Source organism: Leeuwenhoekiella polynyae, from assembly GCF_004104075.1.
Taxonomy (GTDB): Bacteria; Bacteroidota; Bacteroidia; order Flavobacteriales; family Flavobacteriaceae; genus Leeuwenhoekiella; species Leeuwenhoekiella polynyae.
In genome coordinates this window covers 39537-63125 of record NZ_QOVK01000009.1, presented here as the reverse complement: position 1 = coordinate 63125, position 23589 = coordinate 39537, and the positions used below count along the sequence as shown (strand labels likewise).

Annotated in this window: 27 protein-coding genes; 17 read left to right on the top strand and 10 right to left on the bottom strand. The window is 36.9% G+C overall.

What is annotated here, in order from left to right; all coding sequences use genetic code 11:
• Positions 1 to 9: 9 nt before the first annotated feature.
• From DSM02_RS11375 to DSM02_RS11320, 12 genes are all read left to right on the top strand, one after another.
• Positions 10 to 2127 carry a TIM-barrel domain-containing protein gene (locus DSM02_RS11375; RefSeq protein ID WP_128765746.1) on the top strand — a complete coding sequence of 706 codons (2118 nt, stop codon included), beginning with the start codon at positions 10 to 12 and terminating at the stop codon, positions 2125 to 2127.
• 235 nt (positions 2128 to 2362) lie between these two features.
• Positions 2363 to 2974, top strand: a complete 612-nt coding sequence (locus DSM02_RS11370) for an MCP four helix bundle domain-containing protein (RefSeq protein WP_128765745.1) — start codon at positions 2363 to 2365, stop codon at positions 2972 to 2974.
• Between the two features lie 67 nt (positions 2975 to 3041).
• A complete protein-coding gene (gene nhaA, locus DSM02_RS11365) occupies positions 3042 to 4346 on the top strand; it encodes a Na+/H+ antiporter NhaA (RefSeq protein WP_128765744.1) in 1305 nt (434 codons plus the stop codon).
• Between the two features lie 29 nt (positions 4347 to 4375).
• On the top strand, positions 4376 to 5452 hold the full coding sequence (locus tag DSM02_RS11360) for a sensor histidine kinase (RefSeq protein WP_128765743.1): 1077 nt from the start codon (positions 4376 to 4378) through the stop codon (positions 5450 to 5452).
• A 6-nt stretch (positions 5453 to 5458) separates the two neighbouring features.
• Entirely contained in the window at positions 5459 to 6787 is a 1329-nt protein-coding gene (locus tag DSM02_RS11355; RefSeq protein WP_073099349.1) for a sigma-54-dependent transcriptional regulator, read from the top strand.
• A 457-nt stretch (positions 6788 to 7244) separates the two neighbouring features.
• Entirely contained in the window at positions 7245 to 8552 is a 1308-nt protein-coding gene (locus DSM02_RS11350) for a Glu/Leu/Phe/Val family dehydrogenase (protein ID WP_073099348.1), read from the top strand.
• Between the two features lie 14 nt (positions 8553 to 8566).
• Complete coding sequence (locus DSM02_RS11345; protein ID WP_128761677.1) at positions 8567 to 8980, top strand: GreA/GreB family elongation factor; 414 nt, start codon at positions 8567 to 8569, stop codon at positions 8978 to 8980.
• Between the two features lie 74 nt (positions 8981 to 9054).
• A complete protein-coding gene (locus DSM02_RS11340) occupies positions 9055 to 9435 on the top strand; it encodes a hypothetical protein (protein WP_128765742.1) in 381 nt (126 codons plus the stop codon).
• Positions 9436 to 9484: 49 nt separating this feature from the next.
• Positions 9485 to 9865: a hypothetical protein gene (locus DSM02_RS11335; protein ID WP_073099345.1), complete on the top strand. Its 381-nt coding sequence runs from the start codon at positions 9485 to 9487 to the stop codon at positions 9863 to 9865.
• Between the two features lie 455 nt (positions 9866 to 10320).
• Positions 10321 to 10683 (top strand): hypothetical protein, encoded by a 363-nt coding sequence (locus tag DSM02_RS11330; protein ID WP_128765741.1) that lies wholly within the window; start codon positions 10321 to 10323, stop codon positions 10681 to 10683.
• 366 nt (positions 10684 to 11049) lie between these two features.
• Positions 11050 to 11346 (top strand): hypothetical protein, encoded by a 297-nt coding sequence (locus DSM02_RS11325; RefSeq protein WP_128765740.1) that lies wholly within the window; start codon positions 11050 to 11052, stop codon positions 11344 to 11346.
• Between the two features lie 100 nt (positions 11347 to 11446).
• Positions 11447 to 12031: an HPP family protein gene (locus DSM02_RS11320; protein ID WP_128765739.1), complete on the top strand. Its 585-nt coding sequence runs from the start codon at positions 11447 to 11449 to the stop codon at positions 12029 to 12031.
• 68 nt (positions 12032 to 12099) lie between these two features.
• Here the strand turns inward: DSM02_RS11320 and DSM02_RS11315 are convergent, their stop codons facing one another.
• The 6 genes from DSM02_RS11315 to DSM02_RS11290 form a co-directional block, all read right to left on the bottom strand.
• The gene (locus tag DSM02_RS11315) at positions 12100 to 13083 is read right to left on the bottom strand and encodes a transporter (protein ID WP_128765738.1); all 984 of its coding nucleotides are present in this window, start codon (positions 13081 to 13083) and stop codon (positions 12100 to 12102) included.
• Positions 13084 to 13095: 12 nt separating this feature from the next.
• On the bottom strand, positions 13096 to 14151 hold the full coding sequence (locus DSM02_RS11310; protein ID WP_128765737.1) for a cytochrome-c peroxidase: 1056 nt from the start codon (positions 14149 to 14151) through the stop codon (positions 13096 to 13098).
• Positions 14152 to 14199: 48 nt separating this feature from the next.
• Positions 14200 to 15006, bottom strand: coding sequence for an MbnP family protein (locus tag DSM02_RS11305; protein WP_128765736.1), 807 nt, complete (start codon positions 15004 to 15006; stop codon positions 14200 to 14202).
• A 125-nt stretch (positions 15007 to 15131) separates the two neighbouring features.
• The gene (locus DSM02_RS11300) at positions 15132 to 15506 is read right to left on the bottom strand and encodes a hypothetical protein (protein ID WP_128765735.1); all 375 of its coding nucleotides are present in this window, start codon (positions 15504 to 15506) and stop codon (positions 15132 to 15134) included.
• A 9-nt stretch (positions 15507 to 15515) separates the two neighbouring features.
• Complete coding sequence (locus DSM02_RS11295; RefSeq protein ID WP_128765734.1) at positions 15516 to 15950, bottom strand: hypothetical protein; 435 nt, start codon at positions 15948 to 15950, stop codon at positions 15516 to 15518.
• Positions 15951 to 15988: 38 nt separating this feature from the next.
• On the bottom strand, positions 15989 to 16201 hold the full coding sequence (locus DSM02_RS11290; protein WP_128765733.1) for a hypothetical protein: 213 nt from the start codon (positions 16199 to 16201) through the stop codon (positions 15989 to 15991).
• A 402-nt stretch (positions 16202 to 16603) separates the two neighbouring features.
• Here DSM02_RS11290 and DSM02_RS11285 point away from each other — a divergent pair, with 402 nt between their 5' ends.
• A complete protein-coding gene (locus DSM02_RS11285) occupies positions 16604 to 17104 on the top strand; it encodes a GreA/GreB family elongation factor (protein WP_128765732.1) in 501 nt (166 codons plus the stop codon).
• On the opposite strand, the gene DSM02_RS11280 is transcribed toward DSM02_RS11285, so the two are convergent.
• Genes DSM02_RS11280 through brnQ form a run of 3 tightly spaced genes read right to left on the bottom strand, consistent with a single transcriptional unit; the run spans position 17097 to position 19188 of the window.
• A complete protein-coding gene (locus DSM02_RS11280; protein WP_128765731.1) occupies positions 17097 to 17705 on the bottom strand; it encodes a DUF2652 domain-containing protein in 609 nt (202 codons plus the stop codon). The genes DSM02_RS11285 and DSM02_RS11280 overlap by 8 nt on opposite strands.
• A 38-nt stretch (positions 17706 to 17743) precedes the next feature.
• On the bottom strand, positions 17744 to 17896 hold the full coding sequence (locus DSM02_RS20380) for a hypothetical protein (protein WP_164918296.1): 153 nt from the start codon (positions 17894 to 17896) through the stop codon (positions 17744 to 17746).
• A complete protein-coding gene (brnQ, locus tag DSM02_RS11275; RefSeq protein ID WP_128765730.1) occupies positions 17896 to 19188 on the bottom strand; it encodes a branched-chain amino acid transport system II carrier protein in 1293 nt (430 codons plus the stop codon). The genes DSM02_RS20380 and brnQ overlap by 1 nt, the downstream gene beginning before the upstream one ends.
• Positions 19189 to 19224: 36 nt before the next feature.
• Between brnQ and DSM02_RS11270 the strand changes: the two genes are divergently transcribed.
• Together DSM02_RS11270 and DSM02_RS11265 are read left to right on the top strand one after the other, a co-directional pair.
• Positions 19225 to 19992: an alpha/beta fold hydrolase gene (locus DSM02_RS11270; protein WP_128765729.1), complete on the top strand. Its 768-nt coding sequence runs from the start codon at positions 19225 to 19227 to the stop codon at positions 19990 to 19992.
• A gap of 195 nt (positions 19993 to 20187) precedes the next feature.
• A complete protein-coding gene (locus DSM02_RS11265; protein WP_128765728.1) occupies positions 20188 to 20433 on the top strand; it encodes a DUF1660 family phage protein in 246 nt (81 codons plus the stop codon).
• A gap of 8 nt (positions 20434 to 20441) precedes the next feature.
• On the opposite strand, the gene thiL is transcribed toward DSM02_RS11265, so the two are convergent.
• Complete coding sequence (gene thiL / locus DSM02_RS11260) at positions 20442 to 21494, bottom strand: thiamine-phosphate kinase (protein WP_128765727.1); 1053 nt, start codon at positions 21492 to 21494, stop codon at positions 20442 to 20444.
• A 265-nt stretch (positions 21495 to 21759) separates the two neighbouring features.
• On the opposite strand from thiL, the gene DSM02_RS11255 reads away from it, so the two are divergent.
• Entirely contained in the window at positions 21760 to 22089 is a 330-nt protein-coding gene (locus tag DSM02_RS11255) for a HesB/IscA family protein (protein ID WP_128761811.1), read from the top strand.
• 43 nt (positions 22090 to 22132) lie between these two features.
• A complete protein-coding gene (gene sufB / locus DSM02_RS11250) occupies positions 22133 to 23578 on the top strand; it encodes a Fe-S cluster assembly protein SufB (RefSeq protein WP_128765726.1) in 1446 nt (481 codons plus the stop codon).
• Positions 23579 to 23589: the final 11 nt, after the last annotated feature.

Here is a 23589-nt window from a genome sequence, read left to right as displayed (position 1 = left end):
TTTTTAAAAATGAAGAAATTCACATTACTGTATATTTTAGCATTAACAGCAGGTTTACAAACTGCTTTTGCACAATCGGCGAGTCTGGCAGAACCGGACGTTGCTGTGTTTTATCCAAAAGATTTCGACTCGATTCATACGCTTCCTTCTCTGGCAGTGCTTAAAGAGCTACCGAAGCGCGATTCGCTTCCGGCAAGCTGGACGATCAAACCGGAGTTTACTACTAGAGACGGAAAAACTTCAGTACATTTTGATTTAAATACCGATATAGATCTTTATGGAACCGGTGAAGTTATTGGTGACCTGCGTCGCAACGGTTCTGAGGTTACGCTTTGGAATACTGACAATTATGAATACGGAAAATTTGAAGGAAAGCAGCTTTATCAGGCTCATCCCTGGGTTTTGGGTGTACGTCCCGACGGAAGCTCTTTTGGTATTTTGGCAGATAATTCATGGAGACAAGAAATTCGTTTAAAAAACGGAGTTGATATCATCAGCGAAGGGCCTTCTTTTAGAGTTCTTGTTATCGACAAAGAAACACCACAAGAGGTTATGGTAGCGCTTGGAGAACTCACCGGAACGATGGCAATGCCGCCAATCTGGGCTTTGGGGTATCAGCAGTCGCGTTATTCCTATTTTCCGGATACCAATGTGCAAGACTTAGCAGACGAGTTTAGAACTCGAAAAATACCGGCAGATGTAATCTGGATGGATATTGATTATATGGACGGCTTTAGAGTCTTCACTTTTGATCCTGAAGGATTTCCTGATCCTAAAGGCTTGAATGCTTATCTCCATGCCAGAGACTTCAAGTCGGTATTTATGATAGATCCGGGTGTAAAACAAGATTCATTGTATTCCGTTTATCAAGAAGGAAGTGCAGGCAATCACTGGGTTTTAGACTCGCTAGGTAATGAATATAATGGCGAAGTGTGGCCGGGTCAGGTTGCATTTCCGGATTATACCAGACCTGAAACACAAAAATGGTGGGCTTCTTTATATAAAGATTTTATGAATCTGGGAATTGACGGGGTTTGGAATGATATGAACGAGCCGGCCGTTTTTGACGGTCCGGGTGGTTCTATGCCAGATAACAATATTCACCGGGGAGGAGGCGATTTACCACGAGATGTGCATTTGCGTTATCATAACGTATACGGACTCTTAATGGTGCGTTCTAGTCGTGAAGGAATCATGGCTGTGAATCCAGAGAAGCGCCCTTTTGTACTCTCCAGAGCTAATTATATTGGCGGGCAACGCTATGCTGCGACCTGGACGGGAGACAACTCTGCAACCTGGGATAACTTAAAAATGTCGATCCCGATGTCTATAAACCTGAGTCTTTCGGGTCAGCCGTTTAACGGTCCCGATATTGGAGGATTTACAAAAAGTCCGTCTGCAGATTTATTCGGAAACTGGATTGCTTTAGGAGCATATTACCCATTTTCCAGAAACCACACGTCTAACGAAACCGAAGATCAGGAGCCATGGGCTTTTGGGGAAGAGATTGAGAATGTGTCGCGTACAGCAATCAATCGCAGATACCGTTTGATGCCTTATTTGTATACTTTGTTTCACGAGGCAGCAACCACAGGAATGCCGATTATGCGTCCTACTTTTTTTGCTGATATTCAGGACGAAAATTTACGAGAAGAGCAACAGAGTTTTCTATTGGGTGAAAATCTATTGGTTATTCCGCGTTGGGCAGAGGATTTAAAAATGCCTGAAGGGGATTGGCAAGACATCGCCTTTGAAGAAACGGATGATACCTATCAGGCAATCGTAAAATTGCGTGATGGAGCAATTGTTCCTATGGGACCGGTAATTCAAAGCACTGAAGATTATAGTACAAAAAAGCTCACATTGTTAATCAATCCCGATAAATCAGGAAATGCTTTCGGAAGCCTGTATGATGATGCCGGAGAAGGTTTTGGTTATCAGGATGGCGATTATGCGATCTTAGATTTTTCAGCATTCAAAACTGCTGAAAACACCTTAAAAGTAAGTGTAAAACAAACCGAAGGAACTCGCAAAACTGCACGTGAGTTTAGAATTGGTTTAGTGAAAGACAATCAAATCATCTATTCTGACTGGTCTTCTCAAAACGAATTGACTTTAACGTTTTAAGTAATAATTGAATTTTGGTTTGAAAAGGCTTCCATTCCGGAAGCCTTTTTTATTGATTGATTATTATTAGAGCGGGTCTTTATTACCCAATTTGATTCCATATTACCCGATAGGAAATTTCTTATTTAGAGCTGATTAGGTTTACCTTGTTGATAATCAATTGGTTGTTGTTTGGTGGTGATTTGTGGTGAGTATTTTGCTTTTAGTGATAAAACCTGTTTTAAAGCAAATTATTATGATTTCAAACTTACCTTTAGCAAAACGCATCAACACGATATTAGCACTTTCGGTGGTGTTTTTATTGGTTCTGGCAACCAATAAAATTGATCAACATCATTTTGAAACCGCTCAGAAATCGGTAAATGAAGTGTTTGAAGACCGGGTACTGGTACAGGATTATATTTTTTCTATCTCTAACATGTTAGCCGCGAAAAGGCTGGCTTTAAAAGACAGTGCTATTTCTAAAAAATTGCTTGAGAATAATGAAAAGATAGCAAAACTTCTTTCTGATTTTCAGAATACAAAATTAACCGGGAAGGAGTCAAGCCAATTGAGAGGCCTGCAAGAGAGTTTTGAAAAAATACAAATATTAGAACCTCAAATAATTCAACAAACCGCCAATTTTGAACGGTTAAAAACGGAAATTTTTAATACTCTTGATACGATGCAAGATGCTCTGGTTACTTTGTCAAAAATACAGGTACATGAGAGTGAAAATCTAATGCATAGTGCCCAGAAATCTTTGAATACGAGTAAACTTATTTCAACTTTAGAAATTGGTTTTCTTATCGTTATTGGGATCGTGATCCAAATTACTCTTTTTTATAGAGTAAAAAAGAGCTCTTAATAGTAATACTAGAGCTCAACAACTAGCTACTGCCTGTAAATCTAACATCATAATCTCTATTCTAACTATGGATAAAAACCTATTCAGCAAAACTCTTTTCCAAAAATTTGTAAAAATTGAAGGCTCCGGCGGAATACTCCTGCTGTTAGCAACACTCCTAGCTTTGTTATGGGCTAACTCTTCGTTAGGAGATAGTTATTCTGATTTATGGAATTATAAAATAGGTTTTAAAACGGAAGGCTTTGAATTGTACAAACCCTTAATTCTCTGGATTAATGATGGGTTTATGACCATTTTCTTTTTTTTGATTGGCTTAGAGATAAAGCGCGAAGTGCTTATAGGTGAGTTAAACTCTTTAAAAAAAATGGCCTTTCCGCTTTTTGGAGCATTGGGCGGAATGGTTGTACCGGTTGCATTCTTTTTGATTTTAAATCAAAATCCTGAAACCCTGAAAGGCTGGGGTATACCTATGGCTACAGACATTGCTTTTTCTTTAGCTATTCTGAATGCATTAGGTAAAAAAGTACCCTTAAGCCTCAAAATTTTTTTAACGGCCTTTGCTATCGTAGACGATTTAGGAGCCGTAGTGGTGATTGCTTTTTTTTATAGCGGAACGATTAATTTGACAATGCTAATAATCGCACTGATTCTTTTGGTCTTCATCTATATATTGTCTTATAAACAGTACTATTCAAAATTTATACTTATAAGTTTCGGATTGGTGATTTGGGTTTTATTCCTCAAATCAGGCATTCATCCTACACTTGCAGGAGTTCTACTGGCATTTTCGGTTCCTATTAGGCAAAAAATCAATACGCCTGAATTTATAGAGAACTTAGTCGCAATCACTTCAACTATTAAAATGTCAGCAATCTCTAAAAAACCTATTCTAAGTAAAGAACAAATACAGGAAATTGATGATCTTCAAGATTGGACCAGTCGTTATCAATCCCCCTTACAACATATGGAGCACAGTTTGCATGGCTGGGTTGCTTATTTAATCATTCCTATATTTGCACTGGCTAACGCAGGTGTAAACCTTACCAGTGAAGTAGCATTAGATACACAACTGGTTGTAAATATAATTTTAGGGTTGGTGTTGGGGAAAAGTATAGGAATAACAGCTATAATTCTTTTTGTTAAAAAGATTAAACTTATCAATATACCTAAAGATATTACGCTACGGCATATTATAGGAACATCATTTCTTGCCGGAATAGGCTTTACGATGGCTATTTTTGTTTCTAATTTAGCTTTTGAAAGTGATCCCTTCTACAATTTATCAGCAAAGATGGGAATACTCATAGGTTCGGTAATAGCTGCAATTATAGGGTATCTTATTTTAAGAATTAAACCCAATAGTGCTGGTTAAGCTTACACTTTAAATTAATAGTATAAAATATGAATGCTACTGAAGAGGCTTTAAAAGAGCGTATTAAAGAGTTGACCTGTCTTTATGAGGTTTCTTCGATTTTGGTGAATGCTGATCCTGAATATCAGGAAGAAACATTTCAGGCTATTGCTTTCAGTTTAAAAAAAGCATTTCAATTTCCAGAATATACAGGAATATTAATAAGGAAAGGTAAAACCCAGATTAAGACTGGATTTTCTGATAACAAAGCAAGCATTTCATCTCCAATATATTTATTCAATAAAGAAGAAGGAGCTATAGTGGTTTCTCTCAAAAAAAAGGAGATGTCTTTTTTAAGAGAAGAGCAGCAATTAATTGATAATATAGCACTTAAAATAGGAGATTTCCTAGAACGTGTTGCTATTAAAAAAAATGAAAGTCTACTAAAAAGGCAAATGGAGCACGCAGACAGGCTTTCGATACTGGGAGAATTAACAGCCGGAATAGCTCATGAGCTTAATACTCCATTAGCAAATATCCTAGGATTTGCAGAATTACTTAAAGAGAGTATGGCAGCTGATAAAACAGCTGCTTCAGATCTTGATAAGATAATTAAGAACACGATTTTTTCAAGAGAAGTAGTAAAGAAGCTGATGTTTTTTGCATGTGCGATGCCAAAAGAAAAAAAACATATCAATATCGTTCCGCATATTTATGATTCACTCGATTTATTAGAAGCGACGTTTAGAAAAGAACAGGTGAGCTATCAGGTGAAGATTGAAGAAGAAGCGCTTGTCATTCAGGCAGATACTGTGCAGATTACTCAAATTATCTTTAACCTTATAATCAACGCTATTTATTTTTCCCCTAAAAATGGTGTTGTAACTATCGAGGCCTTTCAAGACACGGAGCACATTATTCTGAAAATACTTGATGAAGGTCCAGGACTTAGTGAAGAGGCTTTAGAAAAAGTTTTTCAGCCCTTTTTTACCACAAAGCCTACAGGCGAAGGTTCTGGATTAGGGCTTAGTGTAGTGCACGGTATTGTGGCTAGTCATAAGGGCAGTATTGTAGCTCAAAACAATACCGATAAAGGCGCTATATTTAGTGTTCGTTTACCTAAATAGGAAAGCATGAGATTACGAAAAGAGAATATACTTATTGTAGATGATGATTTGCACATTTTAGAGCTTTTACAGCGGCATTTACATTCTTGGAACTATCACACCTATCGTGCGGTCTCTGTAAAAGAGGCGGTGCATATTTTACGAGATAGTCATATAGATCTTATGATTACAGATCTTAAAATGCCGCAGATAGATGGTTTTGAGCTCTTAAAATTTGTATCAGAGCACTATCCCAATCTACCTAAGCTAGTAGTTACCGGGTATCCTTCTGTACAGGATTCACTAACGGTGATGAAATCTGGGGTGCTAGAATACCTCACGAAACCTTTTACAAAAGATGAATTGAAAGCGGCTATTGCGCGTACAATTCCTAAAACTTCAGATAGTGGTTCTCAAAAATCTTCTACCGCTACAGGGGCAAAAAATACGCATGAAGAAATCATAGGTTCTTCTGAAAAGATAAATGATGTCATTCAAATTATTGAACGCGTAAAAAATAATAAAGCAACTATTTTTATAACGGGTGAAAGTGGAACAGGAAAAGAACTCGTAGCCCGTGCTATTCACTACTCCGGTAAGTTTGCTACAGCGCCATTTATAGCAGTAAACTGTGGGGGTATTCCTGAAAATTTACTGGAAGCCGAACTTTTTGGCTATACCAAAGGCGCTTTTACAGGTGCAGATACCAATAGAAAAGGAGCCTTTTTGGCTGCGCAAGGAGGTACTATTTTTTTAGATGAAATTGGCAATGCCTCCCTTGCAGTGCAAGCCCGATTGCTACGGGTTTTACAAGAAAAGGAAGTCATGCGTATCGGGTCTCAAAACGCTGAGAAGATAGACGTTAGAGTTATCGCTGCAACGAATAGTGATTTGCTTGAAATGATTAAAAGCCAAAGCTTTAGGGAAGATTTGTATTACAGGCTCAGTGTCGTTGAGATAGCAGTAGCACCATTGCGTAAAAGGGTGTCCGATATTTCCTTACTCGTTGATAAGTTTCTTTTCAAATATGGTATAGAATACAAAGACCGTTTCGTTAAAATAGATCCGGACGTGTTAGAAGTTTTAAAGCGCTATCAATGGCCTGGAAATATTCGGGAACTTGAAAATGTTATACAGCGGGCCGTGATTTTGTGTGATACCCACATCACTATAGATCATTTGCCCGAACACCTTAAATACAAGTTAGATTTTCCTGATGAAGCATTACTAACATTGGGTGAAATGGAAAAAAAGTACATTCAAAAGGTCCTTAGAACAACCGGGAATAATAAAACCAAAGCGGCCGAAATACTTAAAATTACCCGTAAAACTTTGCGGGAAAAGTTGAAGGATTAGCACGAGTCTTTTTATTCTAAATCTATAAGAGCTTCGGTCTTAATATAAGGTCGGGGCTCTTTGTGTTAATTTCGGGTGCTAATTATCCAGTCGGGTAAATAAGGTTTACAGATTTATTATTATTTTTTTGGGGAAACAAGCATACTGTTCTAGTAATTAGTCTTTTAGAGGTGTAATGCTTATGGGTTTAGATTGTTTGGCAAGGCTCTTGTTTTAATGGTTGTGTAAACGTACTCGAAGTATTTTAATCTCAATTTTCGGGTGAAAATTATATACTATGAAAACGAATTCATTTTCAATTTGCCTCAGCTGTATTCATTTAAAAACTTGTGTGTTGACCGCGTATAAAGATCAGGTGTGGTCTTGTAGCGAGTATGATTTTCCTCAAACAGAAAATCATCGCCTACACTTTGACAAAACCCTAAACCTTAATTGAAATTACATCATTTTAAAAATTATGATAACGCTAGAAAAAGAAAAACTTCAAAAAACCAGTGCTAAAACACAGGCTACTGGAATGGTAGAAAATGTGCTTGGGCAATTTAATAATGCAGCAGATCAAATAGATTTAAATCCGAATATACGTAGAATACTTAGTGTCACGACAAATGAGATCATCATTCATTTCCCGGTAAAGCTCGATTCTGGAGAAGTGGCGATTTTTAAGGGTTATCGAGTTCAGCATAATAATGCACTTGGTCCTTACAAAGGGGGATTGCGCTATCACGATACTGTAGATGTTGATGCAGCAAAAGCATTAGCGATGTGGATGACTTGGAAAACCTCTTTAGCAGGCTTGCCCTATGGAGGTGCAAAAGGTGGGATTCAGATAAACCCCAAACTGTACTCTCAATCAGAATTAGAGCGTATTACGCGAAGATTCACTTATGCGTTAGGTGATAATATAGGTCCTGAACACGACATACCGGCACCAGATGTAAATACAAATGCCCAGACTATGGCTTGGATTGCAGATACCTACATGTCTACGAAGAGTCCGTCTGAACGTTCAACTTATCAGCATGTTGTAACGGGAAAGCCTGTGGGTTCTGGGGGTTTAGAAGGCCGCGACAGGGCTACAGGGTATGGTGTTTATCTCTGTATTAAGTTATGGGCAGATGCGAATAATATTTCGCTTAAAGCAAAGAAATACAGCGTACAAGGATTTGGTAATGTAGGTAACTGGGCCGCATATTTTATGGAAAAAGATGGAGCCGTACTGGTTGGGGTTCAAGATGCTTTTGCAAGTATATATTCAGAAGAAGGCATTGGTGTAGAAGCACTTTTTAACTATGCGAATACCAGCGGAACAGGTATTAAAAATTTTCCGAATACCCTAGAAATAAATAAAGATGATTTTTTCAGCATAGACTGTGATATCCTTATACCCGCTGCTTTGGGTAATCAGATAACCGAAGATAATGCAGAACGTATTAAAGCGAGCCTGATCGCAGAAGGAGCAAACGGACCAATAAATGCAGCAGGAGAGCGTATTCTTCTGGATAAAGGAGTCACCATCATACCCGATATATTATGCAATAGCGGTGGGGTTATTACCAGTTATTTTGAATGGTTGCAAAATAGAAATGGAGAGCTATGGAAACTTGATGAAGTTATAGCAAAATTAGAAAATAAGTTACGTACAAGTTTTCAAAATGTAAGTAGGACAGCAGAAGAGCGGGGGATAGACATGAGAACTTCAGCCTATATTTTGGCTATCGAACGCATTGAGAAAGCCTATGTACAACGCGGGATTTTCCCATAAACAAATTAGAAATTATGAAATATGGAAGCTTGATTTTAGAAAAGAAAGAATATGTGCTTTTGAAACGCATTATGAATGTTTCGTATCATTTAGACGATCCCTTGGTACGTAAATCAATTAATAATCTAAATGCAGAATTACAGGCTGCGATAATTTGTGATGATCCCGAAGTCCCTGAAGATGTGGTTCGGTTTAACAGTAAAGTTATTGTTGCATGGGAAGATTGGGAACAGGATTTCTACGTCGTATCCCCGGCAAAAAGCAATTTGGCTGAAAAAAGAATTTCGGTGATGGCTCCTATGGGAGCTGCATTGATTGGTTACTCAACAGGTGATGAGGTAATATGGGATTTTCCTAATGGGTCTAAATCACTTTTGATCAAAGGGGTTTTTCAGCAGCAGGTTTCGATTGATGGTAATATCCTGTAATACAGAATAATGAGTCTTGATTGGGCTTAGGCAGTGCTGCTCAAAACGAATTTTAATTGATAAGCTTTTATATAATGGATACAAAAATTTATGCACACGACAATGAAGTAGACCTTTATCAAAAAAATAATTACGTAGAACTTCAAACCTGGATGACTCTTCTAAAATTAACCGCTAAGGAGTTAGAAAGTTTTGTTTGGTTAGGAGAAAGAAAATCTTTTAAATCAGAAGTTTTGATCCACAAATTGACCGATAAAAAGGCTGAAACAAGCGTACTGCTTGATTTGCTTGGTAAGTATTTAAATCAGATTACTGAAATTAGAGAATGCGAAGATATGGATTGTGAGTACTATTATCAGCATCAGCATGAGCAACTTAGAGTCTTATTTAATTATCATATAGAACAGTGTTCTAAGTTAAAATGTAAGCTCTTAAACAGTATAGAGGCTATATAACTTAAGTTAACTCTAGAAAGAGTTTGAAGTAAATGAATGAATTTCAGCAATGAGCACTACTCAAGATTATTTTTTTACAATTCAACTCTTCAACAAGGATATTGAAGAGTTGAACCTGTGGATGACGCATTTAGAAAACTTGACTACCGAGATAAATCAATTAGCAGTTATTGAAAAGCAACTTTTAAAGAATATAGACATAAACTATAATCTCTTAGCCTTCCGGAGAAAAAACACGTTGTTTATGGCATCGATTTTTCGACAAGAACAACGGTTGTTAAAAGAAAAAGAATATGGACATGAAACTTATAATCTGAAATGGAATCGTGAACATGACCTTCATCGAAGTCTTTTTACTCAACATTTGAAAGCGTTTAGAGCGTTGCAAAGTACGGTCTATAAGAAACTTTCTTTGCTAGAACGTAGATAAACTCCAGTACGTGTACATTAACTAAATACTCATTTGGTCTAATTAAAATGAAATGAAACGAAACCAACTAAAATTTTACGTGCAAATGATTCTTTTAATTATGGTCTTATTTGGCTTGTTTTTTTTGATTAATAAGTTAATCCTGTTTTTTTTCTAAAAGACTAAGCTTCACCTTGTGTATTTAACTGTTTGTGAGCTTTCTTAATTAAAAGACTTGTTTGTATTGAAAATGGCTTCATTTGCTTGTGGTATTCTAAGCAAAACCCGTATAGGTGGGTAATTTGTATCCAACCCGGGTATTCTGTACCCAACACCACTTTATTTAAACAGTTTGAATTCAAACTAACACCCTGATTTTCAATTTTTTAAAATTTTGAATATTTAGTTTTGATCTACTGGCATATGCCTTGCTTTATAAGTAGTAGAACAATTTTAATAACCTAAATATCAATCTTATGAAGACTATATTATTTGTAGCCGCAATGGCATTAGGAACTTTATCTATTCATGCCCAAGATACGTGCACAACTCCAAAACTTAAGGCTGGGGATGTTTTAAAAATTGCTTCACCATCTACGAGTTCATTTGAACATATCAATTTTCCGAAGAGCAATTTTATCATTAAGCGTGGCGGAATAGCTAATTACAGATCACTCATCAACAAAGAGATAGAAGTTACAGAAGTAACCGAAGAAAATGGTTGCGTGGCTCAGGTCGACGTGAAATTAAAAGATGGAAAGAAATTCTTCAACACAGTTAAAACAGTACGCGTGGACCTTAAGAAAGCTCTTGATGCAGGAGAAATCGTATTAGAATAAGTGTTTAGTTAATTAGCCAAAAACTAAAACAATCCAGAGAAAAGTTTCTGTTAGTTAGTGCGCGCTTGCTCGATAATAAAGATTAGAAAGCTTTGTGGTTTTATCCTAAGGTTATTTAATACAAATTAATTTGAGCAGCATTCAAATTGAGCAAGTGCGTGTTCTCTGGTATTTTTTGAATTAAACGTATCAAAGCCCCAACCCCGATTCACGTGAAGTAGGGATCACACAATTGGGTACGGGCTTTTTTTATTGCAGCCATGAAATACAATCATTTTTTACGCTATAATCGAGATTTAAATGCTTCGAGGCTTGCCTCTAAGTAGTTGTTTAGGGAAAAAAGAATATGTGCATCTTAAAAAGGTAATGAATTTTTCACATCATCTTATTCAGGATTCTTATGGATATGCTTTAAGCGTATTAGATGCTAAACTGCATAGTGCCAGAATTTGGGATGCCCAGTATTTTCCAAACGATGTGGTACGACTTTATAGTAATATATTGCGGGCTTTAGATTCAAAAAAGCAGTATATAACTTTGATTTTAAATTCAAAGGGTTCTGATAAATCAAAAGAAACTTCTGTAGTGACAGCTCTGGGAACTTCAATTTGGAATGTGCAGCAGGAGATACTATACATTATTTTTAAAGATGGAAATTTTTGATTTATACATCAAAACCGTTGAGCAACAAGATACCTTTATAGACAGTTTTATGCTGTAGGTTTTAAGTTCAGAGACGCAATTATAAAAAAGTTTATAGCCAATGCCTAAAAGAAATGTAAGAAGGACTTATAGAATTTCTAAATACATTATTTACAAAGAAACTTTTGTTGACTATAAAGAGTATTTCTGGTCATTTGTGGGTGCATTTGTAGGGATAGGACTTATCGCTTGGGTGCAGTCTCAGTTTTTAACAGAACTAGAAAATATTTTCTTAATCGGTTCTTTTGGTGCTTCTAGTGTTTTGATTTACGGAGCAATAAACAGTCCTATGGCGCAACCTAGAAATTTAATAGGTGGGCATCTTATATCAGCAGCTATTGGTGTTACGATAGGTAAGTTTATGCCAGACGTTATTTGGGTTACAGCGCCTTTGGCTGTGGCCACCTCTATAATTGCTATGCAGTTTACAAAAACGTTACATCCACCCGGTGGTGCTACAGCATTAATAGCTATTATAGGAAATACAAAAATTAGTGAGTTAGGCTATGGATATGTACTATCTCCGGTTTTAACAGGAACCTTAATTCTTTTTGTAACAGCTTTGGTTTTCAATAACCTCACTAAGCACAGAAGGTATCCCGCTCGTTCAAAAAGGCGTTTTCTTACCCGTTTGCTAAGAAAATGATAGAAAATTTTTAATAGTTAGTGTTTGGAAATGATTCTATAATACGTTCCCAAACACTACTAGTTAGATTATAAAACGTAATTAAAATGAAGTCCTAAGCGGTATTTAGCTTCTACTTTACCATCATTTAAATCTTGACTTACCGGAAGCATTAAATTAACACCAGCACTTAGTTTTTTTAGAGAAAATTCAGCGCCTAAGCGTCCAAAAAGTACATTGCCTTCTGTACCTGCAACAGGTAAACCATAGTTTTCATTTTCTGAATAAACCTCACCTGCCAAACCTACAAACGGAATGATCTTGTTTATTTTAAGTGTATTGTACACTTTAGAAAGATTGATTCCATAAGTGAATTGATCGCCAAAATGATAGTCTTTTTTGTTTTCGGTTTTAAAGGTATAGTTGGTCATCAAGCCCAAGCCCCAGTTTTCATACCCTACTGAATAATTAGCAGCTACAATGTAGTCAAAACTTCCTGTACCCACTTGAAAACTTGGGTTTACACTGCCTTCATTGTTAGAACGCTTGTACTCACCGGTGGGTACTTTTACTCCACCACCTATTTCAAGACTGTGTTTGTATTTTGTTATTTGATTTTCATACAAACCATCAGGAACCGGAGTGATCAGCGTGTAAAAAGCAAGAATACTCATGTCGCCAAGCCCATTGATGTTTTGAGAACTTCCGTCAATAAAATTTCGGTTGTGAAAATGATACGGAGCGATAGCCGTTATACTCAGTTTTTCGGTAACTGGAATTTTACCCCAAATCTGTAGGGTGTTGAAATTCTCTTCTACCCAGGGTGAATTATTAAAAATCCCGTCTCTGGATTGATAACGTTGGTAAATGTAACGCAGGCCTATAAAATTTTCGTTGCCTACCGTACCATAACCCATACCACCACCAGTGCTTCCGCAACCGCAAAAATCACAGTCTTCATAATCATATTTATAAAAAGGATTGATTTCAGGATTTATAGTATTTGTATTGGTATTGGCTTGTGCAGAAAATGCTGCTGCTAGCATCAAGCAAATAGTTATGTATTTTTTCATCTGAAGTCTATTTTAGTATTCTGCAAAACGCTCATCGTTGAGGAATTCAGAATCTGTAAGGGTTTGTAAAAAGGCGATCAGGGCTTCTTGCTCCTTAGTACTGAGTGCTATTCCTAATCTGCCATTTTGTTTTAATATGGGATCTAAGGTTTCAGAATCCTGTACTCCCGAATTGTAAAAATTGAGTACAGAGGCCAAGCTTCCAAAACGCCCGTCGTGCATATAAGGGGCTGTGACAGCGACATTGCGCAAACTGGGTACTTTAAACTTATAGTGGTCTGTGGTGCTGCCGCTAACTTCTGTCCGGCCCAGATCGTTAATTCCGGGATAGGGAGGAAGACCGTTATTTCTAAAAGCACTATCTGTAAATAAATCGGTTTTGTGACAAGAAGCACACTTGGCTTCAAAAACACGCAGTCCTTCTTCTTCTAATTCTAAAAATTCACCGCCAGGCTCATTCCGTACGTATTTATCGTATTTAGAGTTAGACGAGATCATCATAACCATGAATTGAGAAAGTGCTTTAAAGAAGTTTTCGTTATTAACCGAACCGTCTTCAAAAGCCGAAGCAAACAACCGCTGATATTCGCTATCTGCTTGTAGTTTCTTAAGCACATTACTTATGGTTTCTCCCATTTCAACCTCATTAGTAATAGGGATAATGGGAAATAAATCAAGATGAGAGGTGCCGCCATCCCAAGAGAATTGACTTTGAAAAGCCATGTTTTGAACAGCCGGAGCATTTCGGATTCCTTCTAAGTCGTCAATACCGTGGCTAAATTGATGTCCGTGATGCGTAAAGGCAAAGCGTTGTTCGTGACAAAAGCCACAAGAAATAAATCCGTTGGATGATAATTTACCATCGTAAAACAGTTTTTTGCCCAGTTCAAATCCGTTTTTTGTAGGCGGATTTCTACTGATATCGTATTGCATCTCCGGAAAATTAGCCGGTATACTAACCTCTAGGTTTTCATCTAAAGCAAAGTAATCTGTGTCGTCACTTTTGCTACACGCAAAAATCAGACTGAGCACTACCATGCTTAAAGCAATTTTAATACTGTATTTCATATATAAAAAGTTAGGTGCAGCATTTATAATGCTGCACCTTAGTATTAATTAATGCTCAAGATTCTCACCATTGTGCACGTGATCTACACGAAACATAGCTGCAGCATTGGTGGCAATTTGCGGGCTTTTAACTTCGTCAACCATAACAACTGCCTTCTCAGATAGTAAAATTTTAGTGTTACCGTCAAGTATTTGATTGGCATCAACTGCTAGATGTACGATAGGGCTCAAGTTTGAACTAACTAAAGCATTGGTAGGCAATTCTAAAGTAAGCTCTTTGTAGTTGTCTAAACTGCTGCCATGGCTTCCCATGTGGATTTTAAAGTCTGTTGCTTCTGTTACAGTAGGAGAGGTAAAGGAGCCTTCAAAGTTTAAAAATTTATAGCCGGCAAGCCAAGACCACATCATGTCTGTTTCTTCAGCCAACTGAAGTAAATCTCCCTGACCTTCTGCACCTTGCAGGTATTTTTCTTGGTCAACACCTAAACCAAAACGTACCGCAACATAATCTCCGGCAGGAATATTAGTTAACGTTACTTCGCTTAAATCTGCTTCTTCACTAATTATAAAGTAACTGTCGTCCTTAGGATAAGTAAACTCGTTTCCTTCAGTATCGATTAAAACAAAATTACTCACAATATAATTGAAACGGTTTATGGTGAGTACTTCGCTATTGCTGTTTGTGTAGGTTGAACTATCTAAAAGTAAATCATCGCCATTTACACTGTTGTCAAATTCTATCGTAAGGTTGTTTTCTCCTGTTAGGTTTTGAGTAGCATCATCGTCTGATGAACATGAAGTAAGCGTTAGCCCGGTGGCTAAAATCAAGTATTGAAATCTTTTTAATGTTGTCATTTCAGTAATTATTAGAATTTAATTTTTTTCCCATACGGGATGTGTCAGGCGTTTGCCTGAACTATTTGCACAGCAGTTTTTGACATTCAATTTTGAAAATCAAATGCTGTGGCTTTTCTGTATAATTAGCTGAAAATGGGTGGTCTTAAAATCTGATTCGTATGACCTGAAGTCACTGTACGATTGTAGCAGTCCTCTACTTTATTTTTGGGTCTGGGTTTTAGAAATTTAAAATCCCAGGCAGTAGTATGCTCCAGGAAGTAGGTAATTGTTAGCTGAAGATTGTTTTTAGCGCCCCGCTCTTGGGCATCTTTTTTCTTTGAAGCTTCATCGGCAAGTGCCTGCATAAGATAGCAGCGACCCTTGCAATTGAGCTCTGGGCGGTCCCGGTTTACGCACAATTCGTCTACTATATAATCGTAATTGAATACATAGTTGAGTATGGGTACAGCAGGCTGCAGCAAGATAAACGCAGCAAAAAGAGGCCAGAAAAACTTCAACAGATTGATTTATTTAAGGCTTTTTTGAGCTGATGCTATACTTTCATTTGTAAAATCGCGGAGGTCTTTAACTTCTTCAAGTTCGGTTGTTAGACCTTCAATGTTTTCTTCAAGTTCTGCAGCAGTCATTTTAGCAACCGGCGTGCGGTCTTTTACATAGGTATCTGTAAAATCGTGCATCCATGACATCATTCTGTTGTCTGATTCCTTAAGTTTATCTAAGGCCTCTTGCTGAGCAGAAGTTATCGAATCTTGAGCTTGAAGTTGTTCTTGTAGTTCGGTGAGTTTCCCCATTTCTGGCATAAGCTCATCGTGAATAGCTATTACTTCAGTAAATAAAGAATTGTATTGGTCACGTAGTGCTGCATTGTCATCGCAAGAAATCATACTTGCAGATAGTGTGATACATGCAAACACCACGAGACATTTTTTAAAAATGTTCATTGCTTAAAAGTTTAGTTTATAAAATAGATATGTCTAAACTAAGCGATGGGTGGGCGTAAGAGACTTTGTGAGGTTTCTCTGTTTATAAATTTTGAAGCAAATGAGAACGGAACAAATGTAGTTTCTACAAATTTTACAGGAACCGTAAAATCACTTGTAGTAAGTATAAAAGGAAGGAGCTCTACGTTTGCTGTGTTGCTTTTCTTTTTTTGAGTAGACTCTTTTTCTGAAGCTTCAGCAAGAGCTTTCATAAGGTAACATTTCCCATTACAATTGAGCTTAGGGACATCTTTGTTTTCACAAAGAACAGTACTTATGTATTCGTAATCAAAAGCATATTCTAAAAATGGAAACGCAGGGCGCAGGACCATAAGAAATGCGAAAATAATTACTAGGTTTTTCACTCGAGAATTAAATGCTTCGGGTTTAACACCGAAATTTAAACTTGTTTTGAACTATTATCCTGTTGATTTATCACTAGATAATTTACGGTGCAAAAATAGGGTTCTGTTTAAAATTTCTTAGTTAAAATTTAAGCTTTGTTTGAAAACAATACCTTATTCTATTTTGATAAGGGTCTTTTTGATATTTTAAATATTTTTTAGGGACTTCTTAGAAGTAATGTATTACATTATTTTTCTATATAACAAGCTATGAGTAGAGGATTTGTAAAAGAAGATGATCAGGAAGAAACTCCTATCATACCCCCACGTGCTGCATTGCCTGCAGGAGTGGTAAATTATGTTACCCCTGATGGATTTAAAGAGCTTAAAGGTGAAAAGGAAAGTTTAGAACTAAGGATCGCTAGTCTTGATGAACCTAATGAGCGGGAACACAGAAGAGCCTTAGCCGTTTTAAACGGAAAATTAAATCTTTTAGTAGATCGAATACATTCTGCGCGTATTTTAAGTAACGTGCAAACAGAAGAAGTGCGTTTTGGCGCAAAGGTTACTTATACAGTTGATGGGGATTCTAATCTTAAAACAATAACCATTGTAGGAGTGGATGAAGCAGATGTCAAAAAGCAAAAAATAGCATTTACAGCTCCCATAGCTAAAGTCTTAATAGGAAAAGAAACGGGAGAAACTGCAGAAATAAATCTTGGTGGAAATTTAAAACATCTAAAAATTCATTCTGTAGAATATACTACTTGATGTTTTTTAACGGATTTAAATCAATATAGCGATAATTAAGTGTTCCCAGATGTTCAACTTCTACAGACTGTTTTTTTAAGGGCGACCAGTCGCAGTATTTTTTAAACGCTTCTTCAGGAAAATGCTCAAAGAGTTGTTCTGAAATTAGAATATACTCATCGATTTTAATGTTGTTTTTTAAAAGCCGGTGAGCGGTTATAACGTCTTCACCCATGAGTTTAATTCGATTGCCTATAGGCACCATTGCGATCTCTTCACCATAATGCAAAATGATTTTAAGACCCAGAATTTCTGGTATTGTAATAGCGTCTTCTTCAGATTGATGTTTTTTGTGCAGTTCTAAAATACGTTTGTAAAAATCTGTATAAAAGATTTTGCATTGCTCTATAAGTGAAGCGAGGTCAGGCAATTCTCCTTTTCTAAAAAATAAAACAGCATCACCTTCTATTTCTGAGACTTTAAGGTCTAGGGTGTTGGCATAAATTATTTCATTTAATAAAGCAGGAATGACCTGAGAAGTCAATTCAAAGTTTGCTTCGCGCATAAATTGAGTAAACCCACTAATGTCTGGTATACAAATTAAAGTTGGTGTTGCTTTCATAATATATTGTGAGTTCGTTATCAAGAATAAGCTTTTGCTTACTCTTTATCAGATTTAGACGCATTGATAATCGCCTTGAGTTTTGCAGCTCTTGCTTCTTTTTCTTTACGTAATTTTTCTTTTTTTTGCTTGAGAAGCTTGGTGTGCTTCGCCTTATTTTTTCCGTTTTTGGGAGTTCCTTTTTTTGCCATTAGTCTTCTGGATTTAAAGGTTGTGCTTTACTTGTAAAATATTCAGCTATACGCGCAATACCATACGAAAGAATTGTGGGAACAAACCAGGTGATGCCATATTCTGCCAGAGGGATCAGTTGTTTTGTATTTTCAAGGCTCAAAATATTCAGGCTTTTTAAAAAATCTGGAATGCTAAAAAATATAGTAGTTAAGACAACGATTCTAAATACCTTTTGAGAAGTGTATTTTTCTGGTAAGGCATTCAGCACTATTAAAACAATAACTAGTGGGTAGATAAAATTTAGAGCCGGCACTGCAATCTCTATAATATACGCGACACCGGTTTGCCCTATAATGACACCAATTAAGCAGCCTAAAATAACCGTAATGACATAAGCTTTTTGAGAATTTTTAAACAAGCCTTTTACAAAATCTGCTGTTCCGGTAACGATTCCTACCGCCGTAGTAAAGCAGGCGATACTTACTACAAAAGCTAAAATTAAGCGGCCGCCACTTCCCAAAGTCTCATAGCTCAAAAAAGAAAGCAGGTCAGTGCGAGATGGATTTTCTATGCTATTTCGGTACAAGGAGCCTATATAAATGAGGCCGGTATAAATGCTAAATAGACCCATTCCTGCTAAAATAGCAGCTCGTTTTAAAATCTTTTTTTTGGTATTAAAATCTTCTTGATTTCTAAGTTTTAACGAAATAACGATCACAGCGCCTATGACTATTGCGCCTATTGCATCAAAAGTTTGATAGCCTTCTAAGATTCCAGACCTTACCGGATTTGTTATCGAACTGGTAGTAGCCTGTGGTAATTCTGCAAAACAAGCAATACCAATTATAGTTATAAGAATAATGAGTAAAAGCGGTGTCAAATATTTTCCTAGGAGATCTAAGATTTTTGAGCGGTTGAGTGTAAATAATAAAACCAGACCAAAATAAATTGAGCTCAATGTAAGGGAGCTTAACGTAAAATATGGTTGAAGCGCCATTTCATACGTTAAGGAAGCGGTACGAGGTCCCGGTAATGTTATAGCGACCAGATAGATCAATATGCAAAATACAAGGCTGAATTTAGGATGCACTTTAGATGCGAAGTCTAGCATCGTGCCCTGTAAACGTGCGTGGGCAAAAATTCCTAAAATTGGAATAAATACTGCGGAAATAACAAAACCTAATGTGACCAAAGACCACTGATCCCCAGAATTGTAACCCAGTAATGGAGGCAGGATTAAATTACCTGCTCCAAAAAAAAGTGAAAATATAGCGAAACCAGTAATTAGTGTTTCTTTTTTAAAACCCATACACGATGTAACTTTCCACCCGAAAGATAAAATAAAATGAAGCCAACTAAAGTGCAAAGCAGTCTATTTTATGAGGAATTTGGGAGTGGAGAGACCCTTTGTCTGCTGCATGGATTTTTAGAGAATCGAAAAATGTGGTTGCCTTTTATTGAACAATTGTCAATAAAAAATCACATTATACTTGTTGATCTTCCGGGTCACGGTAATACTAATGTCTTACCCGGTGCTAACACAATGAGTAAGATGGCTGTAGCGCTTGATGAGCTCTTTGATAATCTTCATGTCAATCAAGTGAAATTTGTAGGACATTCTATGGGGGGCTACGTAGCACTTGCGTATGCAGCTTTGTTTCCTGAGAAAACAGCGGGTATATGCCTTTTAAATTCTACTCCCGAAGCTGATACTGAAGCTCGTAAGGAATTGAGACAACATGGAATAGCTGTTGCTCAAAAGAATTATAAGGCGATGATCTCTATGTCTGTGGCAAATCTTTTTTCAGTTGAGTTGAGAGGAAAATTGAAAGAGGAAATTTCGTACACTAAAAAAGAGGCATTGAAAACACCTGTAGCCGGGTATGTCGCTTGTCAAAACGGAATGGCTTTACGCTCTGATAATAAAATGCTTTGGAAACAAGCCCGCTTTAAAAAGTGGATGATTTTAGGAGCTCAGGATACCTTAATATCTGCTGAACAAATGCGGGAAAAATTTAATGGTTTTGATGTGGAAATAAGCGTATTGCCTGGTGGACATATGCTTAATATCGAGAATTTTGACGCTGTTTTAGCTCTTTTGTTGGATTTTTAAGGTAGGCTTAATGCTGTATTGATTGTAAATTTCTGATTATAAGCTTTTATACTTGAAAGATTCTCAATATATATAACCTAAATTGAGAACATATGTGATTTTGAGCTCGACTAGGTATTTAAACGTTTAAAAATGTATTTTTAACGTTTTGTTTTGTTAAATTTGGGATGCTAACTTCATAAAACTCCCTACCTCATGAGTATCGAATCCCAAACTAGAAACCCTTTTAAAAGATTACAGTGTAAATTATTTGGACACAAGTACACTATTCTCCGTTCTTATCAGACGAATAAAAAAGAATACGAGTGTTCACATTGTAAAAAGCAGTTTACAGAAAACGACTATGGCGAACTGGAAACCTTAACTCCAAAATTGAGACGCATCAATGAAGTGATGGAGAAATTCTATATTTTTAAGAATACTAGACGGCAATCTGCTTAATTAGCTTTTTATTCCTCATCTTTTAAAGCATTCCATCCTCTGGCTACAATAGGTATGGAGGTATTTGCTCTTGTAATCAAGTTCATGCCATCACTTTCTGGGGTGATATGACCAATCACAGTCAAATGTGGATTTCCTTTTACTTTCTCATAATCATCCTGATTGATGGTGAATAGTAATTCATAATCTTCACCGCCACTCAAAGCGACTGTTGTGCTGTCAATTTCAAATTCCTCACAGACATTAATAAGTTGAGGGTCTAATGGGATCTTCTCTTCGTATAGACGAACACCTGTTTTAGAGCTTTTACACAAGTGTATGATTTCTGATGATAAACCATCGCTGATGTCAATCATTGAGGTAGGTTTGACCTCCATCTTTTTAAGCAATTCTACAATGTCTTTTCGGGCTTCAGGCTTTAGTTGACGTTCTATGATATAGGAATAAGGTTCTAAGTCCGGCTGCGCATTGGGATTTACTTTGTAAACCTGTTTCTCACGTTCTAAGACTTGCAGTCCCATATAAGATGCACCAAGGTCTCCGGATACTACCAAAAGATCTCCATCTTTAGCACCGTCACGTTTTACAAGAGCTTCCGGTTCTGCAGTGCCTAAAGCAGTAACGCTAATTAACAAACCTTTTGTGCTTGAAGTGGTGTCGCCACCTATTAAGTCAACATTATAGATAGAGCAAGCCAATTCAATCCCTGCATATAATTCCTCAAGCGCTTCAAGAGGGAACCGGTTAGAGACAGCAATAGAAACGGTAATTTGTGTCGCTTCAGCATTCATCGCATACACATCAGAAAGATTTACCATTACCGCTTTGTAACCCAGATGTTTTAAAGGCATAAAGCTGAGGTCAAAATGTACACCTTCAACTAAGAGATCTGTTGTTACTACCATTTGTTTACCTTCGGTATTTACAATTGCAGCATCGTCGCCAATACCTTTTACGGTACTGTTTTGGCGTATGGTAAAATTCTGAGTCAGATGATTTATAAGTCCAAATTCACCCAAGTCGCTTAATGAAGTTCGGGATTGATCTTTATTGTCAAACATAATAGCCTTGCTTTTGGCTGCAAAGTTAAATGGAATAAACGAAACCCGATATTCAAGACTGTTTTAAAACAAAAATCTTTGTAAAAAAGAGCTCAGATCAGCAGTCGCCTGAACTTTGAATTCTGGATTGAACCAATTATAGTTAAAAGGAATAGCAAATAGAGTTTATGATATAATTCCTTTATTATTTTATAAGATAGTTTAATGTAAGGTTGTATGGTAAAACCCTACTTAAATGGTATATTTGCACCAATTAAGAAGTGATATGATTAAAGTAAGCGAAGACGCAAAAAAGAAAATAGCCGGCCTTATGAGCGAGGAGGGTTATGATGCTGCTGTAGACTACGTTAGAGTGGGGGTTAAGAGCGGCGGTTGCAGTGGTTTGTCTTATGAGCTAAAGTTTGATAAAAGTCTTCAGGAAGAAGATAAATTGTTTGAAGATAATGATATCAAACTGATTGTTGATAAGCGTAGTTTTCTCTATCTGATAGGTACTGTTCTGGAGTACAGTGGGGGATTAAATGGTAAAGGTTTTGTCTTTAACAACCCCAATGCACAACGCACCTGCGGTTGTGGAGAAAGTTTTTCACTATAATAATGATAATTACTGTTTGTAACAAACAGCTTAGATAAAGTATATGGCGTATACAGAAGACGATTTAGAAAAAGAGTTAGCGACCAAAGAATATAAATACGGATTCTACACAGATATTGAATCTGAAACGTTTCCTAATGGGTTGAACGAAGATGTTGTGCGAGCAATATCTTTAAAGAAAGGAGAACCGGAATGGATGACTGACTGGCGTATTGAAGCTTTTAGATATTGGCAAACGATGGAAGAACCAGAGTGGGCTAATGTGCATTATGCAAAACCAGACTTTCAGAATATTTCGTATTATTCTGCTCCTTCAAAGAAACCAAAATATGATAGTCTTGATGAAGTAGACCCTGAATTACTAGATACATTCAAACGTTTGGGTATTTCTCTTGATGAGCAAAAAAAGCTTGCAGGTGTCGCGGTTGATGTGGTTATGGATTCTGTTTCGGTAACAACAACTTTTAAGAAGACGCTTGCTGAAAAGGGAATCATTTTTTGCTCTATTTCTGAAGCGATAAAAGAACATCCTGAATTGGTAAAAAAATATATTGGTTCAGTGGTTCCTCAGAAAGATAACTTTTACGCTGCTTTAAATAGTGCAGTTTTTAGTGATGGCTCTTTCTGTTACATTCCTAAAGGCGTACGCTGCCCGATGGAGCTTTCTACTTATTTCAGAATCAATCAGGCCGGGACGGGTCAGTTTGAAAGAACTCTTGTGGTTGCTGATGCAGGTAGTTACGTGAGTTATTTAGAGGGGTGTACAGCTCCTTCACGTGATGAAAATCAGTTACACGCAGCAGTTGTTGAGTTGATTGCTTTAGATGATGCAGAGATTAAATATTCAACGGTACAGAACTGGTATCCTGGTAATGATCAAGGTAAAGGTGGGGTGTACAACTTTGTGACAAAACGCGGATTGTGCGAGAAAAACGCAAAAATCTCCTGGACACAAGTTGAAACCGGTAGTGCTGTAACCTGGAAATATCCTAGTTGTATATTGAAAGGTGATAATTCAATCGGTGAGTTTTACTCGATTGCTGTTACTAACAACTTTCAGCAGGCAGATACGGGTACAAAGATGATTCATATAGGTAAGAACACTAAGAGTACGATTATCTCTAAAGGGATCTCTGCCGGTCAATCTCAAAACAGCTACCGGGGTCTGGTGCAGATAAACAGCAGAGCTGAAAACGCACGGAATTTTTCACAGTGTGACTCGTTATTAATGGGTAATAAATGTGGAGCGCATACTTTCCCATATATCGAAGCTAAAAACAAAACAGCACGGGTAGAACACGAGGCTACTACGAGTAAGATTGGTGAAGATCAAATCTTCTATTGTAACCAGCGTGGTATAGATACTGAAAAAGCAATCGCATTGATTGTGAATGGTTTCAGTAAAGAAGTGCTAAACAAACTACCGATGGAGTTTGCTGTTGAAGCTCAGAAATTATTAGAAATTTCATTAGAAGGTTCAGTAGGATAATTAATTAAGAA